At 57.9% G+C, this 21,746-nt stretch carries 20 protein-coding genes; 7 read left to right on the top strand and 13 right to left on the bottom strand.

Annotated features, from left to right (window positions below):
• Positions 1-4: 4 nt before the first annotated feature.
• On the bottom strand, positions 5-1,108 hold the full coding sequence (gene phnW / locus FHC49_RS20755) for a 2-aminoethylphosphonate--pyruvate transaminase (RefSeq protein ID WP_220440764.1): 1,104 nt from the start codon (positions 1,106-1,108) through the stop codon (positions 5-7).
• 141 nt (positions 1,109-1,249) lie between these two features.
• Between phnW and phnR the strand changes: the two genes are divergently transcribed.
• From phnR to phnV, 5 genes are all read left to right on the top strand, one after another.
• Positions 1,250-1,969 carry a phosphonate utilization transcriptional regulator PhnR gene (phnR, locus tag FHC49_RS20750; protein WP_035895042.1) on the top strand — a complete coding sequence of 240 codons (720 nt, stop codon included), beginning with the start codon at positions 1,250-1,252 and terminating at the stop codon, positions 1,967-1,969.
• A gap of 168 nt (positions 1,970-2,137) precedes the next feature.
• Positions 2,138-3,151: a 2-aminoethylphosphonate ABC transporter substrate-binding protein gene (gene phnS, locus FHC49_RS20745; protein ID WP_220440763.1), complete on the top strand. Its 1,014-nt coding sequence runs from the start codon at positions 2,138-2,140 to the stop codon at positions 3,149-3,151.
• Positions 3,152-3,156: 5 nt separating this feature from the next.
• Positions 3,157-4,266: a 2-aminoethylphosphonate ABC transport system ATP-binding subunit PhnT gene (gene phnT / locus FHC49_RS20740; protein WP_220440762.1), complete on the top strand. Its 1,110-nt coding sequence runs from the start codon at positions 3,157-3,159 to the stop codon at positions 4,264-4,266.
• Positions 4,267-4,268: 2 nt separating this feature from the next.
• A complete protein-coding gene (gene phnU, locus FHC49_RS20735) occupies positions 4,269-5,129 on the top strand; it encodes a 2-aminoethylphosphonate ABC transporter permease subunit (RefSeq protein WP_220440761.1) in 861 nt (286 codons plus the stop codon).
• A gap of 2 nt (positions 5,130-5,131) precedes the next feature.
• Entirely contained in the window at positions 5,132-5,929 is a 798-nt protein-coding gene (gene phnV, locus FHC49_RS20730) for a 2-aminoethylphosphonate ABC transport system, membrane component PhnV (RefSeq protein WP_185668110.1), read from the top strand.
• A gap of 258 nt (positions 5,930-6,187) precedes the next feature.
• On the opposite strand, the gene FHC49_RS20725 is transcribed toward phnV, so the two are convergent.
• The 3 genes from FHC49_RS20725 to FHC49_RS20715 form a co-directional block, all read right to left on the bottom strand.
• The gene (locus FHC49_RS20725) at positions 6,188-7,576 is read right to left on the bottom strand and encodes a carbohydrate porin (RefSeq protein ID WP_185668109.1); all 1,389 of its coding nucleotides are present in this window, start codon (positions 7,574-7,576) and stop codon (positions 6,188-6,190) included.
• A gap of 162 nt (positions 7,577-7,738) precedes the next feature.
• Complete coding sequence (locus FHC49_RS20720; RefSeq protein ID WP_185668108.1) at positions 7,739-8,041, bottom strand: PTS lactose/cellobiose transporter subunit IIA; 303 nt, start codon at positions 8,039-8,041, stop codon at positions 7,739-7,741.
• 636 nt (positions 8,042-8,677) lie between these two features.
• Complete coding sequence (locus tag FHC49_RS20715) at positions 8,678-8,971, bottom strand: YicS family protein (RefSeq protein ID WP_220440760.1); 294 nt, start codon at positions 8,969-8,971, stop codon at positions 8,678-8,680.
• A gap of 208 nt (positions 8,972-9,179) precedes the next feature.
• Between FHC49_RS20715 and FHC49_RS20710 the strand changes: the two genes are divergently transcribed.
• Positions 9,180-10,097, top strand: a complete 918-nt coding sequence (locus tag FHC49_RS20710; protein WP_220440759.1) for an Rpn family recombination-promoting nuclease/putative transposase — start codon at positions 9,180-9,182, stop codon at positions 10,095-10,097.
• Between the two features lie 39 nt (positions 10,098-10,136).
• On the opposite strand, the gene FHC49_RS20705 is transcribed toward FHC49_RS20710, so the two are convergent.
• From FHC49_RS20705 to FHC49_RS20670, 8 genes are all read right to left on the bottom strand, one after another.
• Positions 10,137-11,039 (bottom strand): EamA family transporter, encoded by a 903-nt coding sequence (locus FHC49_RS20705; protein ID WP_185668105.1) that lies wholly within the window; start codon positions 11,037-11,039, stop codon positions 10,137-10,139.
• Positions 11,040-11,130: 91 nt separating this feature from the next.
• Complete coding sequence (gene murP / locus FHC49_RS20700) at positions 11,131-12,582, bottom strand: PTS N-acetylmuramic acid transporter subunit IIBC (protein ID WP_220440758.1); 1,452 nt, start codon at positions 12,580-12,582, stop codon at positions 11,131-11,133.
• A gap of 24 nt (positions 12,583-12,606) precedes the next feature.
• Positions 12,607-13,506: an N-acetylmuramic acid 6-phosphate etherase gene (gene murQ / locus FHC49_RS20695; protein WP_220440757.1), complete on the bottom strand. Its 900-nt coding sequence runs from the start codon at positions 13,504-13,506 to the stop codon at positions 12,607-12,609.
• 161 nt (positions 13,507-13,667) lie between these two features.
• The gene (locus tag FHC49_RS20690; RefSeq protein WP_220440756.1) at positions 13,668-14,831 is read right to left on the bottom strand and encodes a multidrug effflux MFS transporter; all 1,164 of its coding nucleotides are present in this window, start codon (positions 14,829-14,831) and stop codon (positions 13,668-13,670) included.
• Positions 14,832-14,985: 154 nt separating this feature from the next.
• On the bottom strand, positions 14,986-16,350 hold the full coding sequence (locus tag FHC49_RS20685; RefSeq protein ID WP_220440755.1) for an efflux transporter outer membrane subunit: 1,365 nt from the start codon (positions 16,348-16,350) through the stop codon (positions 14,986-14,988).
• A 3-nt stretch (positions 16,351-16,353) separates the two neighbouring features.
• Positions 16,354-19,461 carry an efflux RND transporter permease subunit gene (locus tag FHC49_RS20680; RefSeq protein WP_220440754.1) on the bottom strand — a complete coding sequence of 1,036 codons (3,108 nt, stop codon included), beginning with the start codon at positions 19,459-19,461 and terminating at the stop codon, positions 16,354-16,356.
• A complete protein-coding gene (locus tag FHC49_RS20675; protein ID WP_220440753.1) occupies positions 19,461-20,582 on the bottom strand; it encodes an efflux RND transporter periplasmic adaptor subunit in 1,122 nt (373 codons plus the stop codon). The genes FHC49_RS20680 and FHC49_RS20675 overlap by 1 nt, the downstream gene beginning before the upstream one ends.
• A gap of 136 nt (positions 20,583-20,718) precedes the next feature.
• Positions 20,719-21,288 carry a TetR/AcrR family transcriptional regulator gene (locus FHC49_RS20670; protein ID WP_185668098.1) on the bottom strand — a complete coding sequence of 190 codons (570 nt, stop codon included), beginning with the start codon at positions 21,286-21,288 and terminating at the stop codon, positions 20,719-20,721.
• A 151-nt stretch (positions 21,289-21,439) separates the two neighbouring features.
• Between FHC49_RS20670 and FHC49_RS20665 the strand changes: the two genes are divergently transcribed.
• Positions 21,440-21,688 carry a hypothetical protein gene (locus FHC49_RS20665; protein WP_220440803.1) on the top strand — a complete coding sequence of 83 codons (249 nt, stop codon included), beginning with the start codon at positions 21,440-21,442 and terminating at the stop codon, positions 21,686-21,688.
• On the opposite strand, the gene FHC49_RS24485 is transcribed toward FHC49_RS20665, so the two are convergent.
• A partial coding sequence (locus FHC49_RS24485) for a hypothetical protein (RefSeq protein WP_004999739.1) occupies positions 21,639-21,746 on the bottom strand: 108 nt, incomplete at its 5' end. The two genes, FHC49_RS20665 and FHC49_RS24485, sit on opposite strands and share 50 nt — an antisense overlap.

The following is a 21,746-nucleotide window of genomic DNA, read 5'->3' as shown; positions in this document are numbered from 1 at the left end:
CTCCTTATTTTGTCCAGTACATCGCATGGCGAACGGCGGTCAGCAGGGCAGCGATATCGGCGTCATACACCTCACCGATGTTGCCGATCCGGAAACAGTCGCTCTGTGATACCTTGCCCGGATAGATAACAAACCCCTGATCTTTCAGGCGGCTATAAAACGCTTTAAAGCGGTACTGCGGGTCTTCTGGAGAATAGAACGCGGTGATGATCGGTGAATGCAGTGCGTCGTCCAGCAGGGTGGTAAAGCCCAGTTCCCGCATACCGGCAACCAGGTTGCGCTGGTTTTGCTGATAGCGCTGATAACGCGCCGCCACGCCGCCTTCTTCCGCCAGCTCTTTCAGCGCCTGAGCAAACGCCAGCACGGTATGGGTTGGCGAGGTGAATCGCCATTTGCCGTGGTTATCTTCCATGCAGCGCCACTGGGCGTAGAGATCCAGCGACAGCGAGCGGGAGCGGCCTTTGCACGCGGCGAGTTTGTCCGCGCGGGCAATCACGAAGGCAAAGCCCGGCACGCCCTGAATACATTTGTTGGCGGAGCTAATCAGGAAATCGATATTCAGCTCGGCAATATCCATCGGAATACCGCCGAAGCTGCTCATCGCGTCCACGATATAGGTTTTGCCGTACTGACGGGCCAGCACGCCGACCTCATCAATCGGGTTGAGCATCCCGGTGGTGGTTTCGCTGTGTACCATGGCGATATGGGTGATCGCCGGGTCGGTTTTGAGGATCTCAGCGATCGCCTGCACGTCCGGGTGGGACACTTCGCCGCAGTCATAGGCGTGATGGGCGATATCCATCATTCCCGCCATCTCCACCATGCGAGCGCCGTAGGCACCGTTGCTGACAATCAGCACCTTATCCTGCTTGCCGAGCGCGCTGCCCAGCACCGCTTCCACAGCGTAGCTGCCGCTGCCCTGCAGAAGCACGGAGGTGTAGCCGTCAGCGGCGGTTGCCAGTTCAGTCAACTGCTGGCGGATAGATTCCACCACGCCGATATTGTAATCATCGTCCCAGGTGCAGCTATCGAACAGCATCGCTTCTTTCACGGTGCGTGAGGTGGTCAGTGGGCCGGGGGTCAGCAGCAGATAGTTACGCGAAGTCATGTTATTTACCTTTGGTCTATACCAGATTTGCATTTATCATGACGATCTTTTCGGCAAAGGGTCAAAGGGAAAATGGCTCTGCAACAAAAAATTCATCTGCGTCTGTATAATGGCGGCAGAGAAAAGTGACAGCGAGCGACTATGAAAGCGATTCCGGGCGATGTCCCACAGTACCTGTTGATCAAGGCGCAGCTGCAGGCGCGCATCCAGAGCGGCGCGCTGAAAAGCGGCGATAAGCTGCCGTCTGAACGTGAACTGTGCGCGATCTTCAACACCACGCGTATCACCATTCGCGAAAGCCTGGCGCAGCTGGAGGCCAGCGGGCTTATCTGGCGCGCCGACCGTCGCGGCTGGTTTGTCACGCCGGAACGCCTGTGGCTCGACCCGACCCAGAACACCAACTTCCACAAGCTGTGCCGCGAGCAGGGCCGTGAGCCGAAAACCGCGCTGCTGAGCGGCGTGCTGACCACCGTGCCGGTGGAGGCGATGGAGCCGTTACAGCTTCAGCCGTTTGACCAAATCTACCTGCTGACCCGTCTGCGCTACGCCGATGGCCGCGCTGTCTGCTACAGCGAAAACCACTGTCTGCCCGCCCGCGTGCCGGAGCTGTTGCAGTACGATCTCAACGGCAGCCTGACCGAGGTGTATGAGTCGCACTACAACCTTGTCTATACCAGTATGCATCTGTCGTTTTACCCGACCGCCATGCCAGCGCAGGCCGCGCAGGCGTTGGGCGTGATGGAAGGGCGCCCGGCGCTGCTGCTGCGCCGTCTTAACTACGATCAGCACGGGCGCGTGCTCGATCTGGATATTGAATACTGGCGTCACGATAGCCTGCGTATTGAGGTGGATACCCACTAACCGCCGTTTGCCGGATGGCGTTGCTGCGCGCCTTATCCGGCCTACAAACGATCCTGCCGATTCGCGCATCAATAAATCCTTCATCGTATTGTCACAAAAGCCGTTTAGCGTAAAAAGCAAATCTGGTATAGGCCAGAAACACAAAACGCACGCTATGAGGCTATTACGATGAAACTTTCCCGACTTGCTCTGCTGTCTGTTTTTGCCCTCGCCAGCGCCCCGTCATGGGCGGAATCGGTGGTCACGGTTTACTCCATCGACGGACTGCACGACGGTGACAACAGCTGGTATCAGTCACAGTTCGACGCGTTCACCAAAGCGACCGGCATTACCGTGCGCTACGTTGAAGGCGGCGGCGGCGTGGTGGTGGAGCGCCTGGCTAAAGAGCGCACTAACCCGCAGGCCGACGTGCTGGTGACCGCACCGCCGTTCATTCAGCGTGCCGCTTCTGAAAAACTGCTGGCAAGCTTTAAAACCGACGCCGCCAGTGCGATTCCGGATGCCAACGACCTCTACTCGCCGCTGGTGAAGAACTACCTGAGCTTTATCTACAACGGCAAGGTGCTGAAAACCGCCCCGGCCACCTGGCAGAGCCTCCTCGACGGCCAGTTCAAAAACAAACTCCAGTACTCCACCCCAGGCCAGGCCGCTGACGGCACGGCAGTAATGCTGCAGGCCTTCCACAGCTTCGGCAGCAAAGACGCTGGGTTTGATTATCTCGGCAAACTGCAGGCCAACAACGTCGGGCCATCCGCTTCTACCGGCAAACTGACCGCGCTGGTCAATAAAGGCGAACTGTATGTGGCGAACGGCGACCTGCAGATGAACCTCGCGCAGATGGAACGTAACCCGAACGTGAAAATCTTCTGGCCGGCTAACGACAAAGGCGAGCGCAGCGCGCTGGCTATCCCGTACGTGATTGGCTTAGTCCAGGGCGCGCCGGAGAGTGAAAACGGCAAGAAACTGATTAACTTCCTGCTGAGCAAAGAGGCGCAAACCAGCGTCAGCGCGCTCTCCTGGGGGATGCCGGTGCGTAGCGACGTGACCCCGAGTGACGATCACTATAAAGCGGCAACCGCCGCGATGACGGGCGTGCAGAGCTGGCAGCCAAACTGGGATGACGTTGCCGTCTCGTTGTCAGCAGACATCTCCCGCTGGCATAAAGTGACCGATAGCGAGTAAGCCTGATGCTGATGAAAACGACCGCCGTTCCTGCCCCTGCAATGCAGGGGACCTCGGGGATTGTCCTCGACTCGCTGCGCGTGGCGTACCACGGCAACGTGGTGCTTAAACCGCTCTCTTTGACGATTGAACCCGGCGAAGTGCTGGCGCTGATTGGCCCTTCCGGCTCAGGAAAAACCACGGTGCTGCGCGCGGTGGCGGGCTTTGTCCAGCCTGCGGGCGGTCGCATTCTTATCGGCGACACGGATGTGACTCAGCTGCCGCCTTACCAGCGCGGGCTGGCGATGGTGGTGCAGAACTACGCGCTGTTCCCGCATATGAAGGTGGAAGATAACGTTGCCTTTGGCCTGCGGGCACAAAAGCAGCCAAAGGCGCTGATTAAGGAACGCGTGACCCAGGCGCTGAAAACGGTCGGCATGAGCGACTATGCCACCCGTTACCCGCACCAGCTGTCCGGCGGCCAGCAACAGCGCGTGGCGATTGCCCGCGCCATTGCCGTGCGCCCGCGGGTGCTGCTGCTGGATGAACCGCTCTCGGCGCTGGACGCGCAGATTCGCCACAACATGGTGGAAGAAATTGCTCGCCTGCACCGCGAACTGCCGGAGCTCACCATTCTCTACGTCACCCACGATCAGACCGAAGCGCTTACCCTGGCGGATAAAATCGGCATCATGAAGGACGGCTCGATGATCGCCCACGGCGAAACCCGGGCGCTGTACCGTCATCCGCCGAATCGCTTTGCCGCCGAGTTTTTAGGGCGCGCCAATATTCTTTCCGCCACCGCGCTGGGCATCACGGATGCACCGGGGCTGGTGGACGTGAGCTGCGGCGGCACGGTGATTCGCGCCTTCAGCCAGGGCAGCCATCACGGTTACAACAAGCTGCTGTGCATTCGCCCACAGCACCTGAGCCTGGCGCCGCGCTCGGCCGTCAGCAACCGCTTTAATGCCACGCTGCAATCGGTGCACTGGCAGGGGGATCTCACCCATCTGCTGTGCGATGTGACTGGTGAAGCGGTGCGTATTGTCCTGACGCACGTGGACCCGCTGCCGAAACCCGGTGACACGCTGGCGCTATGGTTCGAACCCGATGATGCGGTTTTGATTGAGGTATAACGATGTCGCTCTCTCTGACCCAGACCAAACCGCTGCCCAACCTGCGCCCGTTGCTGTGGCTGCTGTTGCCGCTGCTGGTGCTGACTACGCTGTTCTTCTGGCCTCTGTCGCTAATCGTCGAGCAGGCGCTACGCGACGCCAACGGCAACGTCGGGCTGGACATCTTCTGGCAGGTGATTGAATCCCGGCGCTTTGTCAGCGCGCTGATGAACACCCTGCAAATTGCGCTGACCGCCACCGCAGGCTGCCTGCTGCTGGGCAGCGCGCTGTCGTTGATTCTGGTGTTTATTCCGTTTCCCGGCAGCGAACTGATTGGCCGGGTGGTGGATACCTTTATCGCGCTGCCTACTTTCCTGATAACCCTGGCTTTCACTTTTATTTATGGCTCGGCAGGGCTGCTCAACGGCACGTTGATGCATCTGTTCGCCTTCGAGCTACCGCCGGTGGATTTCCTCTATTCGATGCAGGGGGTGATTCTGGCGGAGATCACCGTCTTCACCCCGCTGGTGATGCGCCCGTTGATGGCGGCGCTGCGCCAGATTGATAAAAGCCAGCTTGAGGCCGCCAGTATTCTTGGTGCGCATCCTCTGCGGGTGATTGCGCAGGTGATCTTCCCGGCGGCGCTACCGGCGCTGATGGCGGGCGGCAGCCTGTGTCTGCTGCTGACCACCAACGAATTCGGCATCGTGCTGTTTATCGGCGCGAAAGGGGTCAATACGCTGCCGATGATGGTCTACAGCAAAGCAATCCTGGAGTCCGACTATAGCGTCGCCTGCATGATTGCGTTGATTAACATTGTGCTGTCGCTGGGGCTGTTCTCGCTCTACCGCCTGGCGGCCGCGCGAACGGGCATAAGGGGCTAACCATGTTGATTTGGTCGCGCAAAGGGCGCGTTGCGGCGGGCGTGGTTGCTACCGCGCTTGCCAGCGTCTTCTTTTTCCTACCGCTGGCGGTGATTTTAATGTCCAGCCTGAGCCAGCAGTGGAACGGCATCCTGCCCAGCGGCTTCACATTGAACCACTTTGTGAATGCTTTTCGCGGTGCGGCGTGGGATGCGCTGCTTGCCAGCCTGATGATTGGTTTTTGCGCCAGCCTGTTTGCGCTGCTGTGCGGTGTTTGGGCGGCGCTGGCGCTGCGTCAGTACAGCGGCAAGGTGCAAAAGGGGCTGAGCATGTTGTTCTATTTGCCGAGTGCGATTCCTTCGGTTTCCGTCGGGCTTGGCATTCTGGTGGCCTTCAGCCAGGGGCCGCTGCAGATGAACGGCACGCTGTGGATTGTGCTGGTGGCGCACTTTGTCTTGATCTCCGCGTTCACCTTCAGCAACGTTTCCACCGGGCTAGCGCGGGTGTCTGCCGATATTGAAAATGTCGCTTCAAGCCTTGGTGCTTCGCCGTGGTATCGCCTGCGTCACGTCACGCTGCCGCTGCTGATGCCGTGGATGGTGTCGGCGCTGGCGTTGAGCCTTTCGCTATCGATGGGGGAACTGGGGGCGACGATGATGATCTACCCGCCGGGCTGGACGACGCTGCCAGTGGCCATCTTTAGCCTGACCGATCGCGGCAATATTGCCGACGGCGCAGCGCTGACTATTGTGCTGGTGGCGATGACGCTGCTGCTGATGATGAAGCTGGAGCGTATAGCGAAACGGTTAGGGCAGAAATAAAAAACCTCTCCCTTAAAAAGGGAGAGGGAGCACATTGGTGCCGCTGAAGTACTGTGAAATAAAGCACCACACTCAACGGTCCCCTCGCCCCTTTGGGGAGAGGGTTAGGGTGAGGGGAAAAAGAGGGCACATTGCACAGGAAGATCCCCTCTCCCCCTTTAGTGAGAAGGTGGGGGTGAGGGGCGTATGTTGGCTCGAAAGTCAAACCCTCACCCCAACCCTCCCCGTAAAAGGGGAGAGAGGGTTTATCACACGAACTTAGAACCAGGCTTCAAACATCCCGCCGAAGTTCAGCGAATCCAGCTGCTCGTCCTGCGTTCCGTTCACCTTCGCCGTACGCTTGTTATCCACCTGACCGCCGGTCACGTAGAAGCGCAGCATTGGGCGGAATTCCGGGCCCATACCAATCGCGATGTTCTGCGACAGGGTCAGCTTCCAACCGTGGTTATCACCGCCCTGATCGTAATCTACACGCTGGTAACCCGCTTCCAGCCAGGTGGAGTGCACGTCGTTCCAGAAGTACATTGGACGAACGATCGCGCCGTAGTTTTTACGGTTGTCGGTGTTGTCTTTGCTGTTGTCGTAGTCGTGGAAGGCCAACAGGTATTCCACCTGCGCCTGCTGGGTGAACTTATAGTTACCTTCGAAGCTGGCGTAGATAGCGGTCAGCCCGTCAGTTTTGTTGAATACGCTGTTATCCGAGTTATCGGAGTAGCGCAGGATAACTTTGTTCACGCCGCTGTCGTCGCTGTTGGTGTGGCTGAACAGCAGGCCGCCCTGCCAGGCATCAAGCTGCTTGTCGTTATCCACTGCTTTAGAGTCGAAACCGTAGTTAGCGTAAACCTCAACGTCAATCGGGCCCGCTTTGATGTTGTGGGTTTTGGTGGTCAGCGCGTAGTGGCCGTCGTCACCGGTGTCAGAGTTACCGGTACAGGTGATGCGCGATGGGTTAGACGCATCGGCCATCACTTCCGGGCTACAGGATTTCACCTGCGACACGGTAGCGACGTCGAACTGCACGCCGCCCACGTCAAAGTTTTTCACCCCTGCGCCCTGGCCGTCGTGGTTCATCCAGAAGTAGTCGTTGATACCCTGTTGTGGACGCTGGTGGAAGTCGCGGCCCGCCCAGATATAGGCGTTAGGGTTAGATTCCAGTACGTTGGTGACGCCAACGTAGGCTTTTTTCAGGTTAACTTCGTCACTCCAGTGGTCGAACATGACGTTGATATCCCAGATCGCGCCTTTGCTGCTCTTAAAGGCTTTCGTTAACTGGAATTCACCGCCGTTCCCTTCGTTACCCAGACGGCCAATTGCTGAGGCACCGTTATAGGAACCGTCCACGCCAACGTATTTCTGGTCGCCGGCCTGGAAGTGTGCACCGTAGCGCGCATAGCCGCTGAACTTCAGGCCGAACGGCACGGCCATATCTGGCGTTTGTGCGGCGCTTTGCGGGTTGGTTTCCAGATCCACTTTTTTGGCCTGGGCGGCATCCATCTTAGCCTGGCGGTCTGCCAGCGCTTTATCGACGGCCTTGGCCACAATGGCGTCAATTTGTTCCTGAGTAAACTCTTGTGCCATTGCAGAGGAAAGCGGGCAAAGGGCGGCAATAACCGCCATAGCTAATGGAAGTTTTTTTACAGTTTTCATGGTTATCTCAAATTAATTAATTATATTTTCAGACAATAACCATCCCGTTCGGGTGGATAACTATCATCGCCACCAAAACAAGCTGATTTTATTTATTTTCTCGTAGGGTACCGTTAAATCGTTAGCGTAATTAATGTCTCCGAAGTTAAATGAAATTTAATATTAACGTTGGTAAAGATGAATGATTTCTTCCGAAAGTTCACGAGCAAGTAACGAATTCATCAAATGATCCTGCGCGTGTACCATAATTAGGGTCATGGGCTGACGCGCGTCACCTGCATCCTGCTCAATAAGCCGGGTTTGCATATGGTGCGCCTGACGGGCATAGCCATCGGCTTCCCGCAGGAGATTTCTGGCTTCCTCCATTTCACCCTGTCGTGCGGCGTGTAGCGCCTCAAAGCACAGCGATCTGGACTGGCCCGCGTTAATGATTATTTCCATTACCGCGTCCTCTAACCTAACCATAATAATATCCTCTAACTATTTAAAGTTATGATAAAAAGAGGTCGGAAATAATATATCAATGCTTACTGTTAAATTTATCTGACTTAACTAACGGTTCCAGGTTATGGCGCAGTTGATTTTAACGCCTGCACTTTGTTTTTTCATTAATGAACGACTTTCGGGGTACAGCAATAGTCAATACATGGCCGCAGAGGTCAGCATATAAATAACGCACATGACCACCGTGTTTAGCGTCCATAAATAATGGTTCGCGAAACCACGAGTGATAACGAGAGTTCATTTAAACATCTTTTTCGCGCGCTGAATAAATCAGCGGCAGAGCATAATTTTGTTCATTGATGCCCATCCTCTAAATGTAAAAAGTTATTGCGATTGTGATTTGATATGAAACTGAAACCGGTTTCTATTCATAAAATCAAGAAGTGTGACATCCATCAATTTCTCATGCTTATGAGACTAATTATTTCGTCCTGGCTCACAGAAAATTGTCGTTTGGGGGTGAGAGAAATGCGCATCAATTGGACAAGTCATGTCAGAGGGGCGGGAGGTAAGCCTGATAAGCGTAGCGCCATCAGGCGTGGTGCGGCACGTTGCCGGATAGCGGCTTCGCCTTATCCGGCCGACGCTGACTCGATGCTATTGGGTCGGGCACTGAATGCTGTTAATCGCCTTCTCATAGGCAGAGCGATCGTTCTTATCCAGCGCCCGCGTGGCGCTCTGCACCGCGGTTTTGTTGTCTTTTGACTCCAGCACGCGGTTGGCAAACTGCGTATCGCTCAGCCCACTGCTGGCAGGGCAGTTCTGCTTCACGTCCTTCACCACCTGCTGTTTTTGCTGCTCAAACTTAAGACCTTCCAGCGGTGAGGCCAGTACCACGGCGGGCAGCAGCAGGGAGATGGCGAGCGAAACAACAATACTGACTTTTTTCATTGCGAATATCCTTATGTTCATGCGCTTAGTTAACTATAGACGCATTCCTCGGCACGTCATTTTGCGAGGCGCTTTCCGGTCAAATGAAGGTGTTGCACTGGTACGCTAAAACCTTCCGTAGCGGCTCGTAGAAGCGGTAATTCGCGCCTGCTTTCTCGGCATCTTGTACGTAGAGTCCTACCATTAGCTCTCTGGGTGACGGAACGCCATGACCACCTCCACACCGCACGATGCGGTCTTCAAACAGTTTTTATGCCACCCGGAAACGGCGCGGGATTTTTTGGCTATTCATCTGCCGGAGGCGTTGCGAGCGCTGTGCGACCTGCAAACGCTAACGCTGGCATCCGGCAGCTTCATTGAGCCGAGTCTCCGTGCCTATTATTCCGATGTATTGTGGTCGTTACAGACCACGGAAGGTGAAGGCTATATCTACGTGGTGATTGAACACCAAAGTTCACCTGACCCGCATATGGCCTTCCGGCTGTTGCGCTACGCACTGTCGGCGATGCAGCGTCATCTGGATGCAGGCCACCCGACGCTACCGTTGGTGATCCCCATGCTTTTTTATCACGGCATGCAAAGCCCCTATCCCTTCTCGCTGTGCTGGCTGGATGAGTTCGCGAATCCGGCGGCGGCTCGCGCGCTGTATGCAGACGCATTTCCGCTAGTCGATATCACGGTGGTGCCTGACGACGAGATTATGCATCACCGGCGAATCGCGCTGCTGGAGCTGGTGCAAAAGCATATTCGTCAGCGCGATCTGCTGGGGCTGGTGGATAGACTCGCCCTGTTGCTGGTTACGGGATGTGCTAATGACAGCCAGATGGAAGCGCTGTTTAATTATTTACTGCGGTCGGGAGATGCGGTGCGCTTTCATGAGTTTCTCCAGGCGGCGGTAGCGCGTTTACCCGAACAGAAGGAGAAGATGATGACGATTGCGGAGAGACTGCGGGAAGAGGGGCATCTGGCGGGATTGCAGGTGGGGGTTCAGCAGGGGTTGCAACAGGGTATCCAGCAAGAGGCGCAGCGCATTGCCCGTACCATGCTGGAAAACGGAATAGATCGCGCTCTGGTTGAAATGATAACAGGGCTTTCGGCTGACGAAATTGCCTCGCTGTGCCACTAAAATCTGACCCGATAGCTCGCGCTATCGGGCAGCACACTGCTACGCCGTTTTCGTTCTGCGGCGTGAGTCCAGGGAAATCAGCACCACCGAGGAGAGGATCAGTAGCGTGCCTAGCCAGTCTGGCAGGGTGAAACTGATGCCTAACAGCAGCAGCGACAGTAATGCGCTGCTGAGCGGCTCGGCGCAGCTGAGGATGCTGGCTTTCGGGCCGCCGATCATCTGCGCGCCTTTAAGGTACAGGCTGAAGGTGAGGGAGGTGCCAATCACCACCAGGTAGAAGAAAGCCAGCAGCAGGTTGCCGGTAATCACCACGTTTGCGCCATCTCCCGCGTAGAACGGCAGCAGCATCGCGCCGCCAAGCAGCATGCTCCAGCCGACGATCGGCAGCGTGCCGTAGCGGGCGATTAGCGTGGAAGGATAGGTGGTGTAGAACGCGGCGGCGAAGGCCGAGGCGATCCCCCAGAACAGCGCCGCGCCGGAAATCGATAGCGACGTTGGGTCGCCGTGGGTGACCAGCAAAAACGTACCGATAAGCGAGGTCGCAATGGCGGCAAAGACAAAGCGCCCTGGGCGCGCTTTGCGCACAATGGCGAACCAGGCGACGATAATGGTTGGCGACAGGAACTGCAAAATGGTCGCCGTGGCGGCGTTGGATTTTTCAATCGCCAGCAGGAAGGTGAGCTGAACGGTCATTGCGCCGACAAGGGAGAACAGCAGCAGGCTGAGAATGTCTTTGCGCTCTTTCAGGATGCGGAAAATGCCATCGCCGTGCAGGAAAGAGAACGTCAGCAGGATAAAGCCACCGGAGAGCAGGCGAATCATCGTCAGAAACGGCGACGGCATCTGGCTGTGTTCCATGATGTACTGCGCACAAACGCCTGAACTTCCCCACAATATCGCGGCAACTAAGACGTTCAGCATCCCTTTTCTGGTGGCACCCATTTTTCCTCAACCCTGTCATATGATTTTATTCTGGCGGGCATCATAGCATGGGCAGAGGCTTGCCCCCAGCGGTGCGCCGGGGGCAAAAGGGTTAGCTGAGATCGACGTTTTTACTGCCAAACAGCCAGGTGAGCAGGAAGCCGAAGAAGTAGGCTACGAGCAGGCCCGCGGCGTAGACCGCCATCCCGGCGTAGATGCCGCTATGGGAAGTCATCAGCGGCAGCGCCACCAGGCCGGAGGGGCCAAAGACGGTGTTGAGGCCGACTGGCAGCCCCAACCAAGCCACCAGGCCGATAAAGAAGCCCCCGCAGGCACCGCCGAGACAGGCGGTGACAAACGGCTTCATACGCGGCAGCGTAACGCCGTAAATCAGCGGCTCGCCTACGCCGAGCAGGCCGGGAATGATCGCCCCTTTAATCTGCGTACGCAGCAGAGAATCCTGCTTTGCACGGACGTAGAGCGCCAGCGCCGCGCCGACCTGGCCTGCACCGGCCATCGCCAGAATGGTGAACAGCGAGTTAAAGCCCTGCGCTTCCATCAGCGCAAAATAGACCGGCACAAAGCCCTGATGCACGCCGAACATCACCGCCAGCAGGAACAGACCGGCCAGCACCGCGGAGCCGAACGGGTTACCGTTGAGGTGCAGGAACAGCCAGGACATCCCGGTAAACAGGTAGCCGCCAATAGGCATTATCACCACGAAGGTGACCGCGCCCATAATCAACAGCGTCACCGCCGAGGTGAGGATCATATCCAGGTTCGCTGGCATGATGCGGCGGACCTGTTTTTCCACCCAGGCGCCAATAATAGAGGCGATCAGCACGCCGATAATATTACCGCGCGGGTCGATACCGTGGCCGAAGAAGTCGGTGATGCCGGAGTAGAAGCCGACGGTGGCTTTCGGGTCATAGCCGAGGATAAACAGCGCGGCGATGATGGCACCGTTGACGCCGGAGCCGCCAAAGGCTTTCTGCGCGTTATAGCCAATCAAAATACTCAGGAAGGTAAACATCCCTTTGCTGAAGATTTTCATGTAGCTGATGATGCCAACCAGCGTGGCGTTGGGGTGCGCGTTCTCCAGCACAAAGAGTTGCTCGGCGAGCGTGGCAAAGCCCAGTAGCAGCCCGACGGCGATAAAGCCCGGAATGAGCGGAGTAAAGATGGTGGCAAACTTCGCCAGAAACTTTTGCACGCCGCCGGTCTGTTTGCCCTTCAGCTCCTGCTTTTTGGCGCTGGCAATATCGGCCAGTGACCCACCGCTGGCTGGCTCATCGCGAGTAACGGGTTCATTTTCCAACAGCTCGTTCATCATCTCTGCCGCGGTCTGTGCTTTGCCCGGGCCGAGGATTATCTGGAACTGCTCCTCGCTGACCACCACGCCCAGCACGCCTTCCACCTGGCGGATGGCCGCTACGTCGGCGTGCACATCGCTGCGCAGGGTTAAGCGCAGGCGGGTCATGCAGTTACCGGCCTGCACGACGTTCGGTGCGCCGCCAACCAGGTCGAGGAGGCGGGCTATCATCGCTTTATTTATTTTGGCCATTCCACGGTATCCCAGTCAGTCGAATTAGTTTTTTAACGCTTTACGGATAAAGCCGTTGTTGTCCGCCAGCAGCTGTTTTGCCTCGTCGGCGCTCAGGTTTGCCAGCACCATGACGATGGCGGTTTTACAGTGGCGGCCGCAGGCGTCCAGCGCTGCCTGCGCGGTGGTGCGGTCGCATTCGGTGGCCTTCATCACGATGGAAATCTGACGCTCGATAAGCTTGGCGTTTGTCGCTTCCACATCCGCCATCAGGTTGCTGTAGACCTTGCCGCTGCGGATCATCGCGCCGGTGGTAATCATGTTCAGCACCAGCTTCTGTGCGGTGCCAGCTTTGAGGCGGGTTGAACCGGTGACCACTTCCGGGCCAACGACCGGGGTGATGGCGATGTCCGCGCGCTGCGCCATTTCGCCATGCGGGTTGCAGCTAACAATGGCGACCAGTGCGTTCTGCTGGTGGGCATATTCCATTGCGCCGAGCACGTACGGGGTGCGGCCGCTGGCGGCGATGCCGACCAGCACATCGCGTTCGTTAAAGCCCAGCGCCTGTAAATCTTCTGCGCCGCGTGCCGCGTTATCTTCCACGTTTTCGACGGCTTTCAGGATAGCGGTATGGCCACCGGCAATCAGGCCGACGACCTGCTCTGGACGAGTGCCGAAGGTGGGCGGGCATTCGCTGGCGTCGAGAATGCCTAAACGTCCGGAGGTGCCTGCGCCGATATAAATCAGGCGGCCGCCGCGGCGGAACGCGTCGGCTACGCTATCAACAAGTTGAGCAATTTGCGGAATGTAGGGGGTGATCGCATGGGCAACCAGCTGATCTTCGTTGTTAATCACCGTCAACATCGCTTCGGTGGAGAGGGTGTCAATGTTAGCGCTGTTGGCGTTGCGGCGTTCGGTCAGCAGTTTGCTCAGGTCGATACTCATCAGGAAACCTCATCATTCTCAGTGGCAGGCAGTATAAGGAATTAATTATTCCAATCATGTGAAGGGTATCACGATTAGCACGTTGGGGATACGCGGTGATTCCGACGGGGGCAGGAAATTCGCGGTAATAATATTGGAATATTTTATTACCGCGAAAGGGATTATTGCGCTACGCGAGGCTTCAGCAGGCCGAAGAACAGCGCCAGACCGTAGGAAATGGCCATGGCGAGGCTCATCTTAAGCATCGTTTCACCACCAAGGCCCGCAAGCGGTGCGGCGATGCCGCCGCAGACGAACATCAGCGTGCCCATCAGCGCGGAGGCGGTGCCCGACTGCGCGCTATCCACCGCGTTCATCGCTTCGGCCCCAGAGACGGTGCTGATGCCGCTCATAAACGATACGGTGAAGAACAGGCCAACCAACGCCAGCACGGCGTGCTGTTGCCAGGCGAGCAGCAGGGTTACCAGCGCGCAGAATACCGCCAGCAGCAGGCCGCGGCGCAGCAGGGTTTCCGCAGGGATGCGGCGGGCCAGGCGGGAGAAAATCAGCGCGGCGATAATCAGCCCGATACCGTTCAGGCCAAACAGCAGGCTGAACTGCATGGCGCTCATGCCGTATTCGCTTTGAATGACAAACGACGACGAACCGATGTAGGAGAACAGCCCGGCCATCATAAAGGCCTGAATCAGGCAGTAGCGCATAAAGCGGCGGTTCTTCAGCACCGGTGTGCCTTCCGTCTGCTGCGCGGTGCTGGCGCTTTTGGCAGGTAGCGTTTCATGCAGCACGACGAGGCTTAAAGCCAGCAGTACCGCGCCGATCCCTGCCATCGTCCAGAACAGAATGCGCCAGTCGAAGGCGGTGATGATATAGCCGCCCAGCACCGGTGAAAGCACTGGGGCGATGCCGTTGACGGTCATCAGCAGGGCGAAAAACTGCGTCAGTTGCGTGCCCTGGTAACGGTCACGGGCGATAGATCGTGACAGCACGGATCCGCCTGCGCCCGCGAAGCCCTGCACGAAGCGCCAGACGATCAGCATATGGATATCGTGGGTGATGGCGCACATTGCTGATGAGAAGATAAACAGCAGCAGGGAGATAGCCAGCGGCTTGCGGCGGCCGATGCGGTCGCTGAGCGGGCCGAAAAACAGCTGCCCGAGACCGAGGCCGATGAGTGCGGCGGTGAGGGACAGTTGGGTCTGGGTGCCGGTGGCACTCAGTTGGTCGGTGATTTCCGGCAATGCCGGCAGGTAAAAATCGGTACACAGTGGGCCGATGGCACAAAGCAGGCCCAGCACCACGACCCAGGAAAGGGAAATACGCGGCATGAAAGCTCCTTTTTATTCTTCATAATCAATGGAGGGGATGGTGCTCGTTGCACCCTCACCCCGGCCCTCTCCCTGGAAGGGAGAGGGAGAAAAAGATCCCCTCGCCCCTTCGGGGAGAGGGTTAGGGTGAGGGGGAAACCCCCGCACCAACACATCAACTCGCTCCGCCCCCCAGCGACTGCCACAGCGTGATCCGGTTTGCCAGATCCGTCTCCTGCAACGCAATCAGCGTCTGTTGCGCCGACCATAACGTACGCTGCGCGGTCAGCGCGGTCAGGTAATCCCCAACGCCCGCCTGATAGCGCTTCATCGCCACGTCCAGCGTCTGCTGTTCCGCCGCCACGTACTGGCGCTGGGCGTCCAACTGCTCGCTCAGCGTCTGGCGGCGCGCCAGCGCATCCGCCACGTCTTTAAACGCGCTCTGAATCGTCTTTTCGTAGGTGGCAATCAGCCCCTTCTTCTCCGCCTCGGCGTAGCGCAGTTGCGCCAGATTGCTGCCGCCGGTAAACAGCGGCAGTGAAATGGAAGGCGCAAATGACCAGACGCTCATGCCGTGGCTAAACAGTGAAGATAGCGCATCGCTGCCCACCCCGGCGCTGGCGGTAAGCGAAATGGTCGGGAAGAAGTTGGCGCGCGCCGCGCCGATATTGGCATTGGCGCTCTTCAGATTGTGCTCCGCTTCCTGAATATCCGGGCGCGTTAGCAGCACGGACGACGAGACGCCCGCCGGGACCAGCGAGATGGTGTTGGCGGCCAGGCTCTCCAGCGTACCGGGGAGCAGGGAGTCCGGCACGGTGGTGCCTGCCAGCAGATTAATGGCATTTTTACCCTGCATCACCAGCGTCTGATAGCTGGCGACGCTGGCGCGGGCCTGCTGATAGACGCTCATCGCCTCGCTGACGTCGGTGGCCGCTGCGGTGCCAACCTGCTGCTGGCGCTGGACGATTTTCAGCGAATCCGCGGCGCTCGCCATGGTCTGCTGCGCCAGCGCCAGATTGCTGTTGTCCGCTGCCAGCGTTACCCACGCGCTGGTCAGTTCGGCAATCATCGTCAGTCGGGTGTTCTGCGCGGTGTACTCGCTGGCAAGCCAGGTTTCGCGCGCTGCGCGGGACAGGCTCTGGTTACGGCCAAACAGATCCAGCTCGAAGCTGGAGACTGCACCGTCGGCCTGCGCGGTGGTGCTCACCCCGCTCGCCAACGTGCGGCTGCGGGTGTTGCTGAGTTCAGCGTTGACGGTCGGCATCAGCGACGCACGGGTTTCGCCGTACTGCGCGCGGGCGGCGTCAATGTCGGCAATGGCTTTTTGCACATCGCGGTTGCTGCTGATTGCCTGATTCACCAGCTTTTGCAGACGCACATCGTTCACCACCTGCTGCCAGTTACCGACAACCGCGGTGGCTTCGCCGTGGCTGCCCGGCAGACTTGCCGGGATGGGGGCGTCCGGGCGCTGGTAGTTAGGGTCCATCGACACGCAGCCGACGCTCAGGAACGCAATAAATAACAAAGACAAACGAAACATAGCTTACTCCTGACGACCGCGTTTGCCGGCAAACAGACGTTTCACCAGCACAAAGAACAGAGGAACAAAGAAAATCGCCAGCAGGGTAGCCGTTAGCGTACCGCCGATAATCCCGGTACCGATGGCGACGCGGCTGTTAGCGCCCGCCCCGGTGGCGACCGCCAGCGGCATCACCCCGGCGATAAATGCCAGCGAGGTCATGATGATTGGGCGCAGACGGGTTTGTGCCGCCCGCATGGCCGCGCGGGTCAGCGAGTAGCCCTGCGCCACGGAGGCCTCGGCGAATTCGACGATCAGAATGGCGTTTTTCGACGACAGCCCAATGGTGGTCAGCAGCGCCACCTGGAAGTAAACGTCGTTGCTGAGCCCGCGCATCCACGCCGCCAGCGCCGCGCCGAGCAGGCCCAACGGGATAACCATGATGACCGAGAACGGCACCGACCAGCTCTCATAGAGTGCTGCCAGACAGAGGAACACCACCAGAATCGAGATGGCGTACAGGCTCATCGCCTGACCGCTCGCCAGTTTTTCCTGCAGCGACAGGCCGCTCCATGCCCAGGTAGTACCCGCGGGCAGGCTGTTGGCCAGCGCTTCCATCTTCGCCATGGCAAGGCCGGAGCTAAAGCCGTCGGCGTTCTCGCCCTGAATTTCATAGGCTGCGGAGCCGTTGTAGCGCACCAGACTTTCCGGGCCGTACTCCCAGCGGGTGGTGGCGAAGGCGGAGAATGGGGTCATGCTGTCATCGCTGCCGCGCACGAACCATTTGCCGAGATCCGACGGCACGCCGCGGGCGTCGCTATCGCCCTGGATATAGACCTTTTTCACGCGCCCACGGTCGATAAAGTCGTTTACGTAGGTGCCACCCCAGGCGCTGGAAAGCGTCGAGGTCACGTCGCTCAGCGACAGGCCCAGCGAGACGGCTTTGTTGTTGTCGATATCCACCTGAAGCTGCGGCATCTGTGGCAAATCGTTGGCGCGTACGGCATGCAGCGATGGGTCCTGGTTGGCGGCCTGAATCAGCTGATTGCGCATTTTTAGCAGCGTATCGCGGTCGGTTGCGCCGTTGGCCATCAGCTCAAAGGTGAAGCCGTTGCTCTGCCCCAGGCCGTCAACGGCAGGTGGGGTCATGGCGAACAGCGTGGCATCGCGAATGCTGCTGAGCTCTTTGGTGGCACGCAGCGCAATGGCCTGTGCGCTGTTCTCTTCGCCCGGACGCAGCGACCAGTTTTTCAGCGCTACGAAGGCCATCCCGGCGTTCTGCCCGCTGCCGCTAAAGCTGAAACCATCGACGGTGAAAATGACGTTGGTGTTGGCTTTCTCTTTGGTCAGGAACCAGTCGATCACCTGCTGGCGCACTTCGGCGGTACGGGAAGCCGTGGCGCCTGCGGGCAGGGTGTACTGCACCATCACATCACCCTGATCTTCTACCGGCAGGAAGCTACCCGGCAGTTTCCACATCGCCAGCGCCATGCCGCCGCAGATGGCGAGATAAACCACCATCACCGTGCCGGAGCGGCGCAGGACGTTCATGACGCGGTGTTTGTAGCTGTGTTCAGTGGCGCTGTAGAAGCGGTTAAATTTGCCGAAGAAGCCCTTTTTATGCGGCGGCGTGTGGCGAAGAATAGAGCCGCACAGCGCCGGTGTCAGGGTCAGGGCGACCACCACCGACAGCATCATGGCGGAGATAATGGTGACCGAGAACTGACGGTATATCACCCCGGTGGAGCCGCCGAAGAAGGCCATTGGCAGGAATACCGCCGACAGTACCAGCGCGATGGCAATCAGCGCGCCGGAGATCTCGCCCATCGATTTTTCGGTGGCTTCACGGGCGGGCAGCCCTTCGTCGCGCATAATACGCTCGACGTTTTCCACTACCACGATGGCATCATCCACCAACAGGCCTATCGCCAGCACCATCGCAAACAGCGTCAGGGTGTTGATGGAGTAGCCAAACAGCGCCAGCACACCGAAGGTACCGAGCAGTACCACCGGCACCGCGAGCGCGGGGATCAGCGTCGCGCGGATGTTTTGCAGGAACAGGTACATCACGCAGACCACCAGAGCGATGGCCTCAAACAGCGTTTTCACCACGTCTTCGACGGAGATCTTGATGAATTCGGTGCTGTCTTTCGGGAAGGCAACGTCGTAACCCTGCGGCATATTGCGCTGGAACTCGGCGATTTTGTCCTTCACGCGGGTAGCGGTATCGAGCGCGTTAGCGCCTGGCGCCAGCATCACCGCCACCCCGGCGGCCGGGTGGCCGTTCAGCTTGGCGGTAGCGGTGTAGTCTTCGCTGCCCATCTCGACGCGCGCCACATCGCCGATGCGCACTACCGAACCGTTGGATTGGCTTTTAACAATAATATCTTTGAACTGCTCGACCGTTTGCAGGCGCGACTGCGCGCGCACGGTGGCGGTAAGCTGCTGGGTGGCTGGTGACGGCAGCGCGCCGATTTTACCGGCAGAAACCTGCACGTTCTGCGCTTCAATTGCCGTTTCCACGTCGGACGGCATCAGCGAATAGGAGGCCAGTTTTGCCGGGTCCATCCAGATGCGCATGGCGTATTCCGCGCCAAATACCTGCAGGCTGCCGACGCCTTCAATACGCGCCATCGGATCCTGCATATTGCTGACCAGCCAGTCGGCGATATCCGAGCTGGTGGCTTTGTCGGTGGTGTCGTAAACCGCCATGATCAGCAGGAAGCTGCTCTGGGATTTCACCACCGTGACGCCCGCCTGCTGAACCTCGCTCGGCAGACGGGATTCCGCTTGCTGCACTTTGTTCTGCACCTGAACCTGCGCGGTATCCGGGTCGGTACCCTGCTCGAAGGTAACGTTGATACTCACCGTGCCGTCGGAGCTGCTGGTGGAGGAGAAGTAGAGCAGGTTATCGAGGCCGGTAAGCTGCTGCTCAATCACCTGGGTGACGCTGTTTTCCAGCGTGTCGGCGGAGGCCCCGGTGTAGGAGGCAGAAATCTGAATGGTCGGCGGCGCCACGTCCGGGTACTGCGCCACCGGCAGCGTCTGGATTGCCAGCATCCCGGCGAGCATGATCAGAATAGCGATAACCCAGGCAAAGACCGGGCGACGCACGAAGAAGCGAGAGAACATCAGGCTTTGCCTCCGTTATGCTGCACGGCGACGGGTTTGACCGTCTGCCCGACCGTCACTTTATCGGTACCTTCCACAATCAGCTGGTCGCCGTTTTTCAGGCCGCTTTGTACCAACCATTTATCGCCGTAGGTGCCGTCGGTTTCCAGCGTGCGCTGCTCAACCTTGTTATTGGCATCAACCACTAACGCGGTGGCATTACCCTTCACGTCGCGGGTAATGCCCTGCTGTGGGGCAAGAATCGCCTCGCTCATCACCCCTTCATCAATGCGGGCGCGGACGAACATGCCGGGAAGCAACTGCTGGTGCGGGTTGGGGAATACGGCACGCAGAGTGACCGAGCCGGTGGACTCGTCCACCGCTACTTCGGTGAGCGCCAGGCGGCCTTTTTCGCTGTAGGTGCTGCCGTCTTCCAGGGTTAGCGTCACGCTAAGGGTGTCGCTGTTGGTCGCCAGGGATTGCTTGCGCAGACGCAGCAGGTCGACGCTGGAGCGGGTGAGGTCAACGTAGATGGTGTCGAGGCCGCGAATGGTGGCAAGCGTAGTGGTCTGCTCGGCGGTGACCAGCGCCCCCGGCGTGACGGAAGAGATGCTGATGCGCCCGGCGATGGGCGCGGTGACGGTGGTCCAGTCGAGGTTAATACGCGCGCTGTCTAACGCGGCTTTTTTCGACTCGACGCTGGCTTTGTCCTGTGCACAGGTGGACTGCGCATCGTCGGCATCCTGCCGCGATACGCCGTTATCTTTCACTAAAAGTGCATAACGCTGCGCCTTTTGGCAATCGGCGACGACCAGCGCCTGCGCCTGCTTCAGCGCGGCGGCGGCTTCGTTATAGGTGGCGCGGAAACTGGCCGGGTCAATCTGGTACAGCGGTTGGCCCGCTTTGACGTTATCGCCTTCATTAAAAAGCCGTTTCTGGATGATGCCGGAGACCTGTGGACGCACCTCGGCGCTCAGCGCGGCGGTGGTGCGCCCGGTCAGGTCGCTGACCACGGAAACGGGTTGGCTTTTTAATGTGACAATACCGACTTCCTGAGCGGGACGCTCCGGTGAGGCGGTGGGGGCATTATCGCATCCGCTCAGGAGAAATAATGCAGCGATGGTGGTTGTTATGTATTTCATATTTTTCTCAGGGTGAACGACACCCTCCTCGCCGAATAGGGGTGAGGATTTTGGGTGCGAAAAAGCCTGCGTCTCCGGTGGGCTGGAAACGACAAAAGGGGGATAAAAATATCCCCTGGTATCTAAATGGAATTAATTATTTTGCGGATACGAGCATATTAATAATTTCCTGATAGATTTTTTCCATCTCGTCAGAGGCCACCTGTTGGGGAACCTGACGACGATAAATGGTGCCTTCAACCATCACGGCCATCACTTCTACGCAGCAGCGAATGCGCGTTTCACTCAGCTCAGGATACGTTTGACGCAGGTGCTCGCAGGCGTTGTTAAACATGCGTTCATCGGCGGCTTTCAGCCAGGCGGCGACCTGTGGATTGCGGGTGGCTTCGGCGGACATCTCCAGCATCAGCGCATCGTCGTCTTCGCTCAGCGTTTCGCGCCATGCCAGCATGTGCGGCATCAGATGGGTTTGGGTTTTGCCCTCCATCTCGGCGATGCGATGGTCGATAATCCGGCGGATCATCTCTTCGATAATGGCGTCTTTGTTGCTGAAATAACGGTAGATTTGCCCTACGCTGAGCTTCGCCTCGGCGGCAATCTGGGACATGCTGGCGGCATGAAAACCGCTCTGGCGGAAACAGCGCCGCGCGGCGGTAATGATGTCGTCCTGCCGGGCTTTTTGCCGGGCCTCCAGTTTGCTGCTCATTGCGAGTCTCCACCGTTTTGAAACGATGAGAACGATCGTTCTCATTTCGTGTTCATTATACGTAGCGAAAGCGTGATGAAAAGCATTTTCTGATACTGATTTTTTATTTTTTTCTTTGTGCAGAAAATAATGGAGAAAGAAAGAATTTTTTGTGAAATTACTGAGGACGGCCAATAAAAATAATGGAGAAAATATGCCTTTTGTTATTAAAGAAATTATTACGCAGGAAGATAAAGACGAATTACTGACTGGGCTTCGTGCCTATAACCGCCAGTTTGTGGATACCACGGATTGGTGCGATGTCTGCGTTTATCTGCGCGACGAGCAGGACGTGATGCGCGGTTGTAGATTCAATCTGTCAATGCAACACCCCTTTCAATTATCTCTTTCGGTGTTTTGAACTTCAGTGTCTTTCTCGGTCTGTTGTTTAGCTGAGCAGCAACCAGATCTAGTTCATG

This window comes from Kluyvera sp. EC_51 (assembly GCF_019584505.1).
GTDB lineage: Bacteria > Pseudomonadota > Gammaproteobacteria > Enterobacterales > Enterobacteriaceae > Kluyvera > Kluyvera sichuanensis.
This window is presented reverse-complemented; position numbering and strand designations above follow the sequence as displayed.

Excerpts from the sequence above, each read along its gene's own strand:
- phnW (WP_220440764.1), bottom strand. The coding sequence starts at position 1,108 with ATGACTTCGCGTAACTATCTGCTGCTGACCCCCGGCCCACTGACCACC.
- phnR (WP_035895042.1), top strand. The coding sequence starts at position 1,250 with ATGAAAGCGATTCCGGGCGATGTCCCACAGTACCTGTTGATCAAGGCG.
- phnS (WP_220440763.1), top strand. The coding sequence starts at position 2,138 with ATGAAACTTTCCCGACTTGCTCTGCTGTCTGTTTTTGCCCTCGCCAGC.
- phnT (WP_220440762.1), top strand. The coding sequence starts at position 3,157 with ATGCTGATGAAAACGACCGCCGTTCCTGCCCCTGCAATGCAGGGGACC.
- phnU (WP_220440761.1), top strand. The coding sequence starts at position 4,269 with ATGTCGCTCTCTCTGACCCAGACCAAACCGCTGCCCAACCTGCGCCCG.
- phnV (WP_185668110.1), top strand. The coding sequence starts at position 5,132 with ATGTTGATTTGGTCGCGCAAAGGGCGCGTTGCGGCGGGCGTGGTTGCT.
- FHC49_RS20725 (WP_185668109.1), bottom strand. The coding sequence starts at position 7,576 with ATGAAAACTGTAAAAAAACTTCCATTAGCTATGGCGGTTATTGCCGCC.
- FHC49_RS20720 (WP_185668108.1), bottom strand. The coding sequence starts at position 8,041 with ATGGTTAGGTTAGAGGACGCGGTAATGGAAATAATCATTAACGCGGGC.
- FHC49_RS20715 (WP_220440760.1), bottom strand. The coding sequence starts at position 8,971 with ATGAAAAAAGTCAGTATTGTTGTTTCGCTCGCCATCTCCCTGCTGCTG.
- FHC49_RS20710 (WP_220440759.1), top strand. The coding sequence starts at position 9,180 with ATGACCACCTCCACACCGCACGATGCGGTCTTCAAACAGTTTTTATGC.
- FHC49_RS20705 (WP_185668105.1), bottom strand. The coding sequence starts at position 11,039 with ATGGGTGCCACCAGAAAAGGGATGCTGAACGTCTTAGTTGCCGCGATA.
- murP (WP_220440758.1), bottom strand. The coding sequence starts at position 12,582 with ATGGCCAAAATAAATAAAGCGATGATAGCCCGCCTCCTCGACCTGGTT.
- murQ (WP_220440757.1), bottom strand. The coding sequence starts at position 13,506 with ATGAGTATCGACCTGAGCAAACTGCTGACCGAACGCCGCAACGCCAAC.
- FHC49_RS20690 (WP_220440756.1), bottom strand. The coding sequence starts at position 14,831 with ATGCCGCGTATTTCCCTTTCCTGGGTCGTGGTGCTGGGCCTGCTTTGT.
- FHC49_RS20685 (WP_220440755.1), bottom strand. The coding sequence starts at position 16,350 with ATGTTTCGTTTGTCTTTGTTATTTATTGCGTTCCTGAGCGTCGGCTGC.
- FHC49_RS20680 (WP_220440754.1), bottom strand. The coding sequence starts at position 19,461 with ATGTTCTCTCGCTTCTTCGTGCGTCGCCCGGTCTTTGCCTGGGTTATC.
- FHC49_RS20675 (WP_220440753.1), bottom strand. The coding sequence starts at position 20,582 with ATGAAATACATAACAACCACCATCGCTGCATTATTTCTCCTGAGCGGA.
- FHC49_RS20670 (WP_185668098.1), bottom strand. The coding sequence starts at position 21,288 with ATGAGCAGCAAACTGGAGGCCCGGCAAAAAGCCCGGCAGGACGACATC.